Below are 14,421 nucleotides of genomic sequence, written 5' to 3'. Positions count from 1 at the left end.
CGTTTCAATGTTTGATTATGCTTGGAGACCATTTTTTTTGAAAAACGCAAACCGTCCAGATGCAAAAGCTCTATTTTCAAAAGTTATGACTTACTTTGTTCTATCAGCATCATTTCTATTTTTACTTGTCTCTTTTTTCATAGATGATTTTGTTAAAATGAAAATTTTGAGGAAACACATAATACATCCAGATTATTGGGGTGGGCTCGGGATTGTGCCAATTATTTTAATCGGATATCTCTTCAACGGAATTTATGTTAATTTGATAGCGGGAATCTATATAGAGAAAAAAACAAAATATCTTCCTTACATCACTGGACTTGGCGCAGTTGCAAACATAATTGGAAACTATACGCTTATACCGATTTTGGGAATTTATGGATCTGCTTGGGCAACATTCATAAGTTATTTTGTGATGGCGATTTCACTTTTCATAATAGTTCAAAAAATTTATCCCGTAAAATATGAATATGCAAACTTAGCAAAAATTGGCATCTCAACCCTTATTTGCTTCGCTCTTTACAAACTTATCAATCTAAGTTTGATACAACTCACACCTGCAATTTTAAAGTTGATATTTTTAGGTTTATTTTTTATCTTAACTTTAAACTTGAAGGTTCTTTCCCGTGGAAAATAGTACTAGCATAAAACATAAAAACATGGATAAAAAGGCTAAAATGCGATTTCTTTTTTCATTTCTTATTTTGATATTTGGATGTTATGCGATATCTTCCCGCTCTGAAGGTGGATTCAATGTTAAAGGGAAAATTTATACTACTGGCAATGAACCATTTGTTGAGCTTGCGATTCAAACTGATGATGGCAAAATTTTTATCATTTCAAAAAATTCACCCGTGTATAAAGAGCTTTGGAAAAATCAGGGAGCTTTAGTTATCCTTGAGGTTGAAAAAAGAGAAACAAAGGGAATGGAAAAAGGCAAGATAGTTGTTAAAGATTTTAAAATTTTATCAAAATAAACTCAAGGAGGGTCAAAATGAAGTTGAAAATTTTCTTATTTTTTACTCTTTTTGCTCTCATAAATTTCTCTGCACTTGGGCAAAACCCACTTAAAAGCCAAGGAATAAATAAAGCAACACTTGAGAATATAAGCGATGAACCTGGGATACCAATATGCGCGACAATTTTCCTCAATGATGAAATAGCGAAACAAGCAGTTGAAAATACAAAAATTTATAATCCTGAAGTTTATGCGTTGATGCAAAAGGCGATGCTTGAAAAAACATTGCCATTAAAAACTGCCGATACCGTTGGAACACGGAGAAACTTTTTCGTTTACAATCTCGTGACAAACCAATTTGATAATATTGTCGCAGAATTAAGAGCAATTGGGAATTTAACTCAAGTTTGGGTGGATACAGTAGAACTTTATAATCAACATGTCACACAGGTAGAAGTTGACGCAATTTTAAATGCTCTTGAGAATCAAACCCCACCAGCTTCACGAAATCCCAACCTTGGGATAGTTGCACTTGACCATCAGTACTTCGGGAATCCGCCAAATAAAGATGGCGATGGGAAAACAGATTTTCTAATAACCGATATAAAAGATGGATGGCAACCTGGTGGAAGTTATGTGGCTGGATTTTTCTTCTCTTTGGATCAAACAAATAACCAAGGAAGCAACCAAAGGGACATACTTTATATTGATTCGTATCCTGGGATTTATTACAATAACACGAGAGATCCTCAAAGACCATTAAGCACCCTTGCCCATGAATATCAACATTTAATCCATTACAACTATGATAAAGATGAAGCAACTTTTGTAAACGAAGGATTATCAGAAGTCGCAGAATATATCTGCGGGTATCCGCTCAGAAGTCCATCAAGATATTTCGCCAAGACAGATGTTCCTCTCTTTGATTGGAATAACATAAGCGGAGATGTTCTGGCTGATTATTCAAGAGCTGCCCTTTTCACACTTTATTACACAGAACAACTTGGAGATGATGTTTTAAAACTTGTTGTGCAAGAGCCCGGGAACGGGACTGCTGGTTTGAACAATGTCTTCATGAGTAAGGGAACAAATTTCACACAAATTTTAACAAATTGGTTCATTGCAAATTATCTAAATGATAAAACTGTTAACCCAAGATATGGATATACATATCAAATTTCTGGTAAACCGAAAGAAGCAAACTACCACACAGACCCAAATGTTAATGTTTTAAATCAAACTGTCTATGGTTATGCTGTTGATTACATTGCCTTTGCCTATGGCGAGTCACTAAAGGTAACATTCACAACAAGTTCTTCACTTGTAAATATAAAAGCCATAAAACTTGGTTCATCAATTAAACAAGTTGTTGATGTAACCCCCGGGGTACAATTTGAGGTCCCAGAATTTGGTTCAACTGTGCAAATAGTTGTTTTCGTTGTGATAAATACAGGCTCAACATCTGCAACTTATTCTTACAGCTCCCAAGGGAGGCAAGTTGCTTTTTATGTTGAAACAGCCTACGATGATGGAATACCTGATAGATTCGCAGGTAACGCGAATTTTCTTGGTTTTGGAAATAACAGGGCTGGGTTTGGTTGGGCTGTGAAATTTATCCCAGAAGTTAACACCAACCAACTCGTTTCTGCTAAAATACTTGCTGCATTTGCTCAGGAATTTTCAGGTTCAAACATCCCTGCTGATGCCCCAAAGGATTTCTACTTCCATATTTGGGCTGATAATAATGGTCTTCCAGGAAATGACATCATAACACCATTCACTTACTCAACAAACAGACCTTCTTATGATGGACAGTTTTTAACAATTGATCTGACACCATATGCCTCGCAACTTAAAAATCTTGGAACAATTTATATTGGTTTTATTGAAAATGACACCATAGGAACTTATGTTGGGATGGATAGCACAACGAAAGCAAATTATACCTATGCTTTCTTTGGACCAACTTATCCAAACAATCCAAACACATGGGTTCCGATGGAAAATTTGTCAGTGTCAAGTGGTGGAACGACCGTTCCTCTAAGGGGTTGGAATATGATGATGAGGGCAACATTTGCCTATACTGATACGACGAAACCAAAGCTTATTGTTGGGTTTTTCCAAAATCCTATCTTTAGCGAGCGACTTGATGTCTTCGTTGCAAGTTCGTCAAAGCTCAATAAAAACAATCTTTCAGGGACATTAACACAAGGTTCAAATGTTGTTAATCTACTTTTCCAACCAGTTCCAAATTCAAACGATAAAGTTTTCGTTGATAATAACATTACTCTGACATCCAGCGGGACGATTGAGATAAGGGTTAGAGGAACAACAAAATATGGTTTCATTTATTCCGATACGGCGTATACATTTAATGTTCAATTTCTGCAATCGGTAAACGGTGGATATATCGCTTCAACAGATGGGAAAATGGAGGTTGAATTCGGGAAGAATTCACTCAGGGACAATTTGTATGTGATTGCGTTTGCTGGCAATTCAGATGTTTTGAACACTGAAATTGAAAGATCAATTAATACAAAATTGAGTCAAATTTATACGCTAAGCCCCATTGGTTATGAGCTTAACAAACCAGCAACACTTAAAATTTATCTTGACCCCAATAAAATTTCATCCATACCATTAGATGAATTAACAATTGCATATTGGGATGGAACACAATGGGTACGGTTAAACTCCGTCGTTTCAAACTCAGGTGATTTTATCACAGCTGAAATAAGCAAATTGGGACACTTCATAGTGACGAGGAAAAGTGAAGTTACTGAAGTTAGCAGTCCTATGGTTGATATACCTCAAAGATTTGAACTTTATCAAAATTACCCAAATCCATTTAACCCATCAACGAGCATAACATTTGATCTTCCTGAAGACGCCTTTGTTACACTTAAAATTTACAACATCATCGGACAGGAGATAAGAACGATTGTGAATGATTTTAAAAACGCTGGAAGATACACGGTTGTATGGGATGGGAAAGATAATAGCGGTAAAATTGTCCCATCTGGAATTTATCTTTATAGAATAACGGCTGGAAAATTTAGCAAAACATTAAAAATGGTTTTGTCAAAATAAAATTTTGGAGAAAAAATGAAAGGCTTTTTTAAGTTAACTTCAACTGTAACACTGGGTTTGCTAATTGTTTTCGCTCTCTTATCACTTACATCGTGCAAGAAACAACCCTCTGGACCAAGTGAAACCATTTACATTAGCGTTTCGCCCAGCTCCCTTAACTTTGGATATGTTCCTGTAAATCAAAGTAAAGATATGCCATTTGTAATAAAGAATGGGAATAATTCAACAGGTAGATTAACTGGGGCTTTAAATGTAAGCGGGAATGGATTTTCACTTCAAGGTGCTACACAATTTAATTTATCCCCGGGTGAATCTCTTTCGGTTTATGTAAGATTTGCCCCAGCTTCAGATGGAGCTTTTGCAGGAGCTCTTTCAATTACGCATAATGCGACTAACCTTTCTTCACCTTTAACAATTCAATTAAATGGAAATGGCGATGCGACAATAAATCAAATCGTATCATTAATTCAATCTGGCTGGCAATCGTTTAGCAATAAAAATTATAACGACGCTTTCACAAAGTTTGATCAGGCTGTTTCACTTGCGAGGACAAATTCAAGATATGATAGTTTACAAGCCGAAGCAGAGTGTGGTCGTGGATGGTCAAGAGCATATAATCGTGAATTTCAACTTGCTAAAAATGATTTGTTAAGTGCACTTGCTCATCAAAGCGCATCTCAAAATGTCACCCTTAACTCAAAAGCTGGGCTTGCTTTCGTTCATCATGCGCTGAATGAATTTTCATCCGCAATTCAACGAGCGCTTGAGGTTTTAAATGCAAATCCAAATTATGTCTTCGTATATGACAATCGTGTGTATCATAAACGACTTCGCCTTGTCCTCGCCCAGTCATACTACACACTTGGAGATTTTCAGAACGCAGCAAGTCAGCTTGATATCATTGATCCTGCAGGAGCACCTCATTCAACTGATCCTACCGTTCTTCTAAGACAAATTCAGGAAATGTGGAGCAGGTTATGATAAAGCCATTTATATTTTCTCCCAAACTTAAAGCGGAGCAAAAACGATGTGCCTTGGGATTCCAGGAAAAATAATTGAAATTTTTGAAGAGAATGGATTAAAAATGGGGAAAGTTGATTTTGGTGGAGTTGTTAAAACCGTTTGCCTTGAGTATATACCCGATGCGCAAGTTGGAGATTATACTGTAGTTCATGTCGGCTTTGGGATAAGCAAGCTTAACGAACAAGAAGCTCAAGAGATGCTTTATTACCTTGAAAAAATGGGATTTTTAAGAAATGAACTCGGGGATTAAAAAAACTTTACACTTAGGATCAGATCCTGATTGCATGAAATTTTCCTCAACCTATGAAAAGATTTTACTCGGTCACGGAAGTGGAGGTAAATTAACAAGTGAACTTATAAAAAATATATTTCTTCCAGCTTTTTACAACCCTTATCTTTCAGAGCTTGGAGACCAGGCAATAATAAGCATAAACGGTTTAAAAATAGCTTTTACGACAGATTCATATGTTGTTGATCCAATTTTCTTTCCTGGTGGAAACATCGGGGAACTTGCGATAAATGGAACTGTAAACGATTTAGCCGTTGGAGGTGCAAAACCGCTATTCATAAGCGCGGGCTTCATAATTGAAGAAGGCTTCCAAATCTCAGATCTATGTTTAATCGTTGAAAGCATGAAAAAAGCATGCGAAAGAGCTGAGGTGCTCCTTGTCACAGGCGACACTAAAGTTGTTGAAAAAGGAAAAGGTGATAAAATTTTTATCAACACATCTGGAATTGGGGTAATTGATCATGATATTGAAATTTCTCCGCGCAGAGTTAAACCCGGGGATAAAATTTTGATAAATGGTCCAATAGGTTTACATGGGATAGCTATTTTATCAAAGCGTGAAGGCTTGGAATTTGAGATAGAAATTCAAAGTGATACAGCTCCGTTAAACCATCTTGTTCAGGATATTTTATCCATAAGTAAAAACATACACTGGATGCGTGATCCAACCCGAGGTGGTATATCAAGCGCGTTAAACGAACTCGCTCAATCTGCGAAAATTGGAGTTGAAATATGGGAACCGGAAATTCCAATACCTGAACCTGTCAAAGCAGCTTGTGAAATGCTTGGACTTGATCCACTTTATGTTGCTAACGAAGGTAAATTGATCGTAGTTGTATCACCAGAAGATGCAGAAAAAGTCCTTGAAACAATGCAAAATAATCCCTTCGGAAAAGAAGCAAGAATAATTGGCGAAATCACAGAAGAACATCCGGGAGTTGTCCTGATGAAAACTATCATCGGTGGGAAAAGAGTTGTTGATATGCTTGCTGGTGAACAACTCCCGAGAATATGCTAAATAGCCAATCTATGTTAAGCAAAAATTTAGCAGATTAAACAAATATCTGTTAAAATCACTTGATTCTTTGAATTGCAATCTTCGCCATTTTGATGCCAATCTCTTTAGAAGGTAATGGATATGGGGGCAATGGATATATTTCAAGCACACTGTCTTTAACTCGTACTACAAGCCGATTACCACCTGTCCAGTATGCTTCATCTCCGAGACTTGAAATAGATTCGGTCTCTGGATCGTAGATAGTGCTCCCTTTCCGAGTTCTTTCTTTAACCCACTCCAACATTTCCAAAGCTTTCTTCCCACGACTATAATAGACGCCCACAGAGTGATGGCGTCCTGCTTTCCCACCCTCATAATAACTATACCAACACACACATCTGGGCTGGTCCTTCTCAATTTCCACATCAACAACGGTTACACTCCCAAAATCACCAGATAGAGCATTTTCTACTTCTTTTTTAGTAAGTAAGTCACATGGATTAACTGCAGTTGATAAGGAAGATCCAATTTTTTGCTTTTGCTGTGTTTGCGCATCAAGGGCTACGGGGAGAAGAAATGCTAGTATCAAGGGCACGATTTTTATTCCCACAAGCTTTAATTGCTTTACAAAGATTCCCCAAATAGCACTCCCAGTATATGTTCCTCTTATTTTATCATTTCCATTTTGTTTTGTTGAATAAATTTTCCTGCCTGTAAGCGAACAAAATAGACCCCACTTGGCAAACCCTTTGCCTCAAAAACAACTGAATATTCGCCTGAGTTTAATTCCTCATTCACCAGCGTTGCTACTTCTCTGCCAAGGATATCAAAAACTTTCAGGGTTACATGTTCTCGCTGCGGAAGGGAAAAGCGAATTGTAGTTGTTGGGTTAAATGGATTAGGATAATTTTGATAAAGTTTAAATTCTAATGGAGATCCGCTAACACTTTCAACTTTCGTAATCGGTGAAATCGTTACACCGTAAACATCTCCATCCGTAAGATAAAGTTGATCGCCCCAAAAGCTTAATCTAAACCTTGTCGTAAAAGCAAGATATTTTCCATCTGCATAAACGGCAAAGCAAGAAACTGGATTTTTTATACCAAGGGTATCAAAAACTACAAATTCGTCACTCTTTGGACTTAAAGATAAATCAAAAAAGCGACCAATAACTTTTGATGTTAAGTGATTTCCTGAAAATTCAAACCCTGTGCATGTAAACAATATCTCATCGTTGTTCACCACAGCGTAAGGGAGAATATGAGCATTAGAAGTAATCAAGATTCGTCCGCTTTGAGTTACTCCATCAGGATTTATAAATCTTGCGTAAATTTTCCAACCGGTTATTTCCTCATCCGGGAAAAAGCAAATAAATTTTGCCCCGTCAAAAGTAACAAATAGTGGATTATCGCTTGGTTCAGAACTTCCATCAATTAAAAAAGCTCCACCAATTTGATATCCACTTTCACTGATTATTTGTCCCCAAACTTCATTGTCATAGTCGCCTGTCTCTTTAATGAAACAAATCAGATATTTAGAACTGCCATAAGCAAGCGAATATTCTTTTCGCGCAGGAACATTGGATATCTGAAAAGAACCTTCCATGTATCCATCCGGTCGTATAAATGTCCCAGCTAAATAATAAGCACCCGCGCTTTTAATTGCAAAAACAAGAAAATACTTATTGAGCACTGAATTAAAATGAAGAGTTGAAACACCACTTAAATAACATCGCAAAGTTGAATCTGAATATAAATTGCTTAACTGGAAAGTTTTAGCATCAATAAAGCGATATTTAATTCCACCATATTCTCCATCTGTCCACACAACAAGAAAGCGACTACCGTCAAAAGCAACCTGTGGGATACCAACTTCTAAAGCAGTATCTGGTATATTGGTTATCCCAAATAAAATTGGAGATCCTATTAAAGAGTTATCAACTTTTGATAAAAACTGCCCAATTATTTGAGCTCCACCTGTTGGTAATTCCTTCCGCATAATAACAAGATATTTTTCGCTGTCAAATGCACCCGCAAGTGCAAAAACGGAATCACTTCCAATTTCAACTAAAAATTCTGTTCCAATTTTTGGAACTTGGGAATTTAAAAGGTTCAGCGCGAATAAAAAAGTTAGAAAAATAAAAATTGAGGTTCTCATAGTTATTTCTCCTTAAAAGCTAAATTTTTAAAGTTATTTTAATCAAAAGAACAGATGGGGCAGATTTATAATTTTCCCACCCCCTAAAATAGCCTCGCACGATAGCACCTAACAAGATAAATAGAAAAACTATAAAAACAAATTAAAAAGGTGTGCGTAAATCGCACACCTTTATTTAACTTATCTTTTAACCCCCAAATTTAAATAAAATTGATGTTATCCCTTTACTTCAGATATTCTTCTGACCATTGAAACTATAAATCCAGCAAGGATAACAAGAACACCAAACCAAACAAGATTTATAAAAGGTTTAACACTTGCTTCAATTACAAGAACTTCTACTGGCTCACTCTGAACCTGCAAGTTAGCATCATCGGAGCGAAAACTTACTGCAATCTGTCCCGATTCAACATTTAGATTTATAAATGTTAACTGTTTATCTCCGACCTTAACCGCTTCTGGCATCGGCATGTTGTTCCGATAATAAATCTTCGGAATGATTTGCTGTTTTTTGCCCTTGTATGTAACTTCAATTACCGCACCTATTGCGAAATCCTGTCCGGCCATCATTTTTGCCATATCATCCGAGGTCATATCAAAGCGAATAAATTTCAATGTGTAATCCCCAACGGTTCGCTCTTGATCTTTGCTTAGTATAATGATATCTCCAGTTGCATGCGGGTTAAATCCAGAGCTCTTCTCCAAACTCATTGGAGAAAGATAAAGATCGTTCATAAGCATATTTTTGACAAGGAAAGCTGGAAGTTTGGGATTGCTGAATATATCATAATTCAGTAAACTAAAGATATAAGGATGTCTCATCACACCCTGATTATATTCACTGAAATACATCTGCAACGGTGCAATGAATGAATCACCATCCTTCTCAACTTTTACATTGTAAGCAACTCTTTCTTTATCAATTTTTTGATTCCCAATATAGGTCAATTTATATCCAAAAGCGCTTATCGTTTGATTCTTTGGAAGTGAGACAACTTGAGTTTTATCATATTTTGTTGATGCGATAACTCCCAGAAGGAAAAGCCCAACCCCCACATGAGTTAAAGAAGCTCCTATATACTTTGGATTACCACGAGCAATTTTATAAGCAATTCTCAAATTAACAAAGAAAGCAAAAGAAGATGTTAAGACAAATAGAGCTATTAAAATTTCTCTGACACCAATAATTATTAAAATTGAGGTAAAAATCGTTGATGCTGCTGTGGGAAATACAAGTGTTTTCATTAATGCTTCTGGCTTCGTTTTTCTCCACCACATAACTTGAGCAAGCCCAATCAATAGAGCCATTACTATCCCAAGTGGAAGCGTTGTTTTATTGTAATAAGAAACATCAACAGCGCTTGCTTTCCCCTGGAGAATTTTTGTTATTATCGGGGAAGATGTCCCTACTATCACAAAGCCAGCAATTATAACAAGTATAACAGAAGCAAGGAACAAATTATACTCCCTTGACAAGAGATCTGATTCAACTTTAACCTTTGGAATCTCCTTCCTTCTGGCAAACAATAATCCGAAACCTATTCCTGTGAAGATCACCATCAATGAAATTAAAAGTGAATAAACCCACATTCCGGGATCAACGAATGAATGAACAGATGTATCTCCAAGAACTCCACTTCTTGTTAAAAATGTGCTATACAAAACCAGGACAAAAGCCAAGATTGACATTCCCAGATTCCATCGTGTGAAAGCTCCTGTTCTTCTTTGAACATACATTGTGTGAATTGTTCCAACTGCGATAAGCCATGGAACTAAAGATGAATTTTCAACAGGGTCCCATCCCCAGAATCCACCCCATCCGAGTGTCTCATAAGCCCAAAAACCACCTATTGCAAGACCAGCGCCAAGCGTTAAGGCAGCAAAAATCGTCCACGGCATCGCTGGTTTAACCCATGTCAAATACTCTCGTCTTAAAAGCGCTGTTATGGCATGAGAATATGGTATCGCCATTGAAGCAAAGCCAATAAAAATTATCGGTGGATGGATCACCATCCAAAAATTTTGAAGCAAGGGATTAAGACCTCGTCCTTCCGGCGGGATAAAACCTTCATGAACTTGACCAGGCCATGTTTCCCACACATACTCAAATGGACTCTTAACAATTAAAATCAGCAATAGAAAAACCTTAACAAGTGAGTAAATGCTCATAACTTCCGGTTCATATCCATTACGCCTTGCATAGCTCATTAAAAATAACCCAAGTATTGCAGTATAAAAAGTCCATAACATAAAACTTCCTTCCTGACCAGCATAAAAAGTTGAAATTAGAAGTGGCGTTGACAAATCAGTTGAGCTATAACTCCAGACATACGTATATTGAAATTGATGCGTTAAAATCAAATATAGCAGAAAGGCAGAGGCAAGTATTACTGTAATTGCTGATATGTGATAGCTTAACCTTGCCTTTTCAATCAAATGTTTTCGCCCTCTATATGAAAGATAATAGGCAATTGTCGCAAAGAGAGCAGTCATAAAAGCAATATATATTAAAATTCTGCCTAACATTTTTCACACCAAAATTTAATTTTTATTTATATTGTTTCAATGCATCTGCAGATTGATATTTTGATGGACACTTCGTCAGAATCTCTTTAGATTCAAAAACCCCATTCACATAATGACCTTTTACAACGACATGGGATGCGATCTCAAAATTATTTGGTTTTGCACCATGATGAACAACTTTAACAATATCTCCATTATCATCCTTGAGATAAAAAACGAACTGATTTGTGCTCGCATCATAATAACTTTCCTTTTCCCTAACCCATTCACCAACGATTTGAACTTTTTTTGCCGTCTTTTTCGCTTCTTCTATAGTCACATACTTAACATTGCTTTCCATGAATGAGTAAGCCCCAAAAATTATAAAACCGGCAATTAAAACAGAACCAACAACAATTTTAAGCTTCATCTTTCAACCTCCTCTTTGTTTTCAAGCTTTGAAAATTCATCCTCAAGCTTTTTCAACTTAACATCAACCCTTATAAGATAAGCAAAGACAAATAGCCAAACAATTAAAGCGATAATTAAAACAAGATAGATTGAGTTCTTCTCAAGAAATTCATAAATGCTCAACTTTGAACCTCCCGATATATTTTGTTTTCAATTTTAATTTTCAAAATCTCCGTTCTTGAACGAAGACTGAAAATCCATAAATATACAAGCGTAAACCCGATTAAAGAAGCAAAGAAAAGAATCCTCATATTTGGGTCCATCTTGAAACTCACAACTGGTCCAGCTCCTTCAGGGTCACCCTTTGAACCCGGATGAAGACCTGGCATAATTCTCGGCATAATGAAAATAAAGAATGGAACCGTAACAAAAGCAATTATTGAATAAACTGCTGAAAGCGTTGCTTTCCTTTCTTCAATCTCAATTGCAGACCTTAAAACAAAATAAGCCCCATAAATCAAAAGAAGGACAAAAATTGATGTCTCACGTGGATCCCAATTCCAAAAAGAACCCCAGTTAAATTTCGCCCAGATTGAACCAGTTATAGTGGTGATGAAGCAAAACAAAAATCCAATTTCTGCAGAAGCAACAGATTTAATGTCATTGTATATATCTTTTGACTTAAGATAACGAATTCCATAAAGCATAGACACAAAAAAAGCAATTACACTTAACCACGCAGAAGGCACATGAAGGAAAATTATTCTTGCCCTTTCCCCAAGCCCGGGGATAAATCCAATTGGAATTATAAATGCAAGGACTGTGATCACTCCAATATATAAGCTAAGCAAAATTTTCCAAATCATTAAGTTTTTCTCTTTTGGTTTATTTTCATTTAAATTTCAAATATCAATCCATGTGCCAGAAATAAAAAGATTGATTTTTATTCAACTATACACAATTCAGGACACCTTGTGTCCAAATTCTCAACACTCACTCAATAAGTAAAACAAAACTGACACATAACTTATTCCTTCCAAATGTAATCAAATAAAAGGTACGATGCGATTATAACAACAAAAAAATAAGAGATTAAAATCCTTAAATGCCCTGCGGTTTCAGTAAGAGTGGTTCCTTGAGTTGAAAGTTGGGTTATATTTATCGCTGTTATCAAAAGAGGTAAAAGCACTGGAAAAGAAAGCACCGGATAAAGTGTCCCTTTTGTGTTCGCCTTCGCAATTATCGCTGCAATTATCGTTGACGCCGAAGCAAGCCCCACGCCTCCAAGAATCAACCCAACAAGGAAGACATCAAAGCTTTTAATTTTAAAATTTTCCATGGTTAAAAGATAAGCTATGACGACAAAAAAATTGATCCCAAAAATTAGAACAAGATTGAAAAGCAACTTACCAAAATATACAACGCTTGGTCGTGTCGCAAGCTGGAGAAAGATAACAGTTCCCCTATCTTCTTCACTTACAAATGTTCTTGAAAGCCCTGACATGGCAGAGAAAAATATCACAACCCAAAGCAATCCCGAAAGCAACTCAGCACTTATGATCTCACCAGCAGTTGCAAATAAGATCATTGAAATAGTAACAACAACAAACATGATCAAAGCATTTAAAGCATACCTTGTTCTCAGCTCCGACTTTAAATCCTTCAAAAAAATTGCCCAGATGCTACCTAACAATTTGATTTCTTACCCTTTGTTTTAATTCATCAAGATTTATAACATCATCACACATTTGAAGCTCTTCTGGTTCATTAGTTGCAACGATCAAAATTCCTTTTTTCTTTTGTTCCTCAGCTATAGCCCAAACCATCTCAACCCCTTCTATGTCAAGGTTTGATGTTGGTTCATCAAGTATTAAGAGAATAGGCTCATGAAGAAGCGCACAAGCATATTTCAAGCGCTGTTTCATCCCGGAAGAATAGCCACGGACAAGATCATAACGGCGAGAGTAAAGGTTTACACGCTTTAAAACATCTTCAATTTTTTCTTTATAATTTTTCAAACCCCTTATCCTTGCAAGTATTTCAAGATTTTCATATCCCGTGAATTCATCATAAATCTGCAGGTAAGGAGCAACAAATCCAACATATTTAAACCAGTCAATTTTATCTATCTTTTTACCATCAATTTGATAAATTACTTCACCAGAGCTTGGGCTCAAAAGACCTGCGATTATCTTGACAAGTGTTGATTTCCCAGAACCATTCCTTCCAGCAATAGCAAGGGATGAGCCAACACCAAGCTCAAAATTTACCGACTCAAAAACAAGCAAACGCCCAAAACTTTTCCTTATGTTATTTCCTATCAATTTGAATTCCACTTGAAAATCAAATTTGATTCATTTTCTTATCAAAACGAACTTACCGGTCTTTTCACTTCCACCTGAATTAACGAAATAAATATAAACCCCGCTTTTCACAAGTTGACCGAGATTATTTCTCCCATTCCAGCTCACAAAATAATTTCCGAAATTAAATTCGGGTTTCAACTTTTCCGAATACACAAGGTCAAGTCCAACGGTGAAAATTTTTAATTCAACTTCATCAGCTCCAGAATCAACAGGGATCAAAATTTTTTCAATCCCATCCGCATAAAAAGGATTTGGGAAAACATTTCTATCTTTGACAAATGCAACTTGCAAATTTAAGATATTTAAATTCCCCCAATTATCAAAATCTGGAACAATTAACTTTACCCTTAAACCATTTCCAAGCGATGTATAACCTTCGCTATAGGTTCCAGTGGTTATGTGATACTGGAAAATGAATTCATCTTCAGAGCGAGCAAACCCAGAATTTAAATTTACATTTGAAATCACAGCAACCACTGTGTCATTTCGCCAAATGAACATATAATACTGCGTGGAAAATGCTCCTGCGGAATTTTTTACGCTCGCTTCGTTTGATGTCATAATAACTGGTTGTGTTTCAAATCTAACCTCCGGGTAATTCGCTCCTTCTTTATAATACCCCGCT

General features: G+C 36.3%; 14 protein-coding genes and 1 pseudogene. 6 read left to right on the top strand and 9 right to left on the bottom strand.

Annotated features, from left to right (window positions below):
* From AT685_RS04425 to hypE, 6 genes and pseudogenes are all read left to right on the top strand, one after another.
* Positions 1-637, top strand: a pseudogene (locus AT685_RS04425) (polysaccharide biosynthesis C-terminal domain-containing protein); the annotation flags it as partial.
* Between the two features lie 40 nt (positions 638-677).
* Positions 678-977 (top strand): hypothetical protein, encoded by a 300-nt coding sequence (locus AT685_RS04420; protein WP_072211849.1) that lies wholly within the window; start codon positions 678-680, stop codon positions 975-977.
* A 17-nt stretch (positions 978-994) separates the two neighbouring features.
* Positions 995-4,048 carry a FlgD immunoglobulin-like domain containing protein gene (locus AT685_RS04415; protein ID WP_072151712.1) on the top strand — a complete coding sequence of 1,018 codons (3,054 nt, stop codon included), beginning with the start codon at positions 995-997 and terminating at the stop codon, positions 4,046-4,048.
* Positions 4,049-4,063: 15 nt separating this feature from the next.
* Positions 4,064-5,029, top strand: coding sequence for a choice-of-anchor D domain-containing protein (locus AT685_RS04410; protein ID WP_072151711.1), 966 nt, complete (start codon positions 4,064-4,066; stop codon positions 5,027-5,029).
* Positions 5,030-5,075: 46 nt separating this feature from the next.
* Positions 5,076-5,321, top strand: coding sequence for a HypC/HybG/HupF family hydrogenase formation chaperone (locus tag AT685_RS04405; RefSeq protein ID WP_072151710.1), 246 nt, complete (start codon positions 5,076-5,078; stop codon positions 5,319-5,321).
* Positions 5,322-5,355: 34 nt separating this feature from the next.
* Entirely contained in the window at positions 5,356-6,378 is a 1,023-nt protein-coding gene (gene hypE / locus AT685_RS04400; RefSeq protein ID WP_072151715.1) for a hydrogenase expression/formation protein HypE, read from the top strand.
* A 55-nt stretch (positions 6,379-6,433) separates the two neighbouring features.
* On the opposite strand, the gene AT685_RS04395 is transcribed toward hypE, so the two are convergent.
* The 9 genes from AT685_RS04395 to AT685_RS08400 all read right to left on the bottom strand — a co-directional run.
* On the bottom strand, positions 6,434-6,952 hold the full coding sequence (locus AT685_RS04395) for a hypothetical protein (RefSeq protein ID WP_072151709.1): 519 nt from the start codon (positions 6,950-6,952) through the stop codon (positions 6,434-6,436).
* Positions 6,953-7,023: 71 nt separating this feature from the next.
* Positions 7,024-8,514, bottom strand: coding sequence for a T9SS type A sorting domain-containing protein (locus AT685_RS08565; RefSeq protein ID WP_072151708.1), 1,491 nt, complete (start codon positions 8,512-8,514; stop codon positions 7,024-7,026).
* Positions 8,515-8,730: 216 nt separating this feature from the next.
* A complete protein-coding gene (locus AT685_RS04385; protein WP_072213022.1) occupies positions 8,731-11,040 on the bottom strand; it encodes a heme lyase CcmF/NrfE family subunit in 2,310 nt (769 codons plus the stop codon).
* Positions 11,041-11,062: 22 nt separating this feature from the next.
* Positions 11,063-11,449, bottom strand: a complete 387-nt coding sequence (locus AT685_RS04380) for a cytochrome c maturation protein CcmE domain-containing protein (protein WP_072150810.1) — start codon at positions 11,447-11,449, stop codon at positions 11,063-11,065.
* The gene (locus AT685_RS04375) at positions 11,446-11,613 is read right to left on the bottom strand and encodes a CcmD family protein (RefSeq protein WP_234696239.1); all 168 of its coding nucleotides are present in this window, start codon (positions 11,611-11,613) and stop codon (positions 11,446-11,448) included. The genes AT685_RS04380 and AT685_RS04375 overlap by 4 nt, the downstream gene beginning before the upstream one ends.
* The gene (locus tag AT685_RS04370) at positions 11,610-12,296 is read right to left on the bottom strand and encodes a cytochrome c biogenesis protein (RefSeq protein WP_072150809.1); all 687 of its coding nucleotides are present in this window, start codon (positions 12,294-12,296) and stop codon (positions 11,610-11,612) included. The genes AT685_RS04375 and AT685_RS04370 overlap by 4 nt, the downstream gene beginning before the upstream one ends.
* A 161-nt stretch (positions 12,297-12,457) precedes the next feature.
* Positions 12,458-13,123 (bottom strand): heme exporter protein CcmB, encoded by a 666-nt coding sequence (locus AT685_RS04365; RefSeq protein ID WP_081040582.1) that lies wholly within the window; start codon positions 13,121-13,123, stop codon positions 12,458-12,460.
* Positions 13,113-13,766, bottom strand: a complete 654-nt coding sequence (locus tag AT685_RS04360) for an ABC transporter ATP-binding protein (protein ID WP_072151705.1) — start codon at positions 13,764-13,766, stop codon at positions 13,113-13,115. Before AT685_RS04360 ends, AT685_RS04365 begins: the two co-directional genes overlap by 11 nt.
* Positions 13,767-13,784: 18 nt before the next feature.
* The coding region (locus AT685_RS08400; RefSeq protein WP_072151704.1) for a hypothetical protein at positions 13,785-14,421 on the bottom strand (637 nt) is incomplete at its 5' end.

This window comes from Candidatus Kryptobacter tengchongensis, assembly GCF_001458555.1.
GTDB lineage: Bacteria > Bacteroidota > Ignavibacteria > Kryptoniales > Kryptoniaceae > Kryptonium > Kryptonium tengchongense.
The sequence above is the reverse complement of the archived record's forward strand: the minus strand, read 5'-3'. Positions and strand labels throughout refer to the sequence as shown.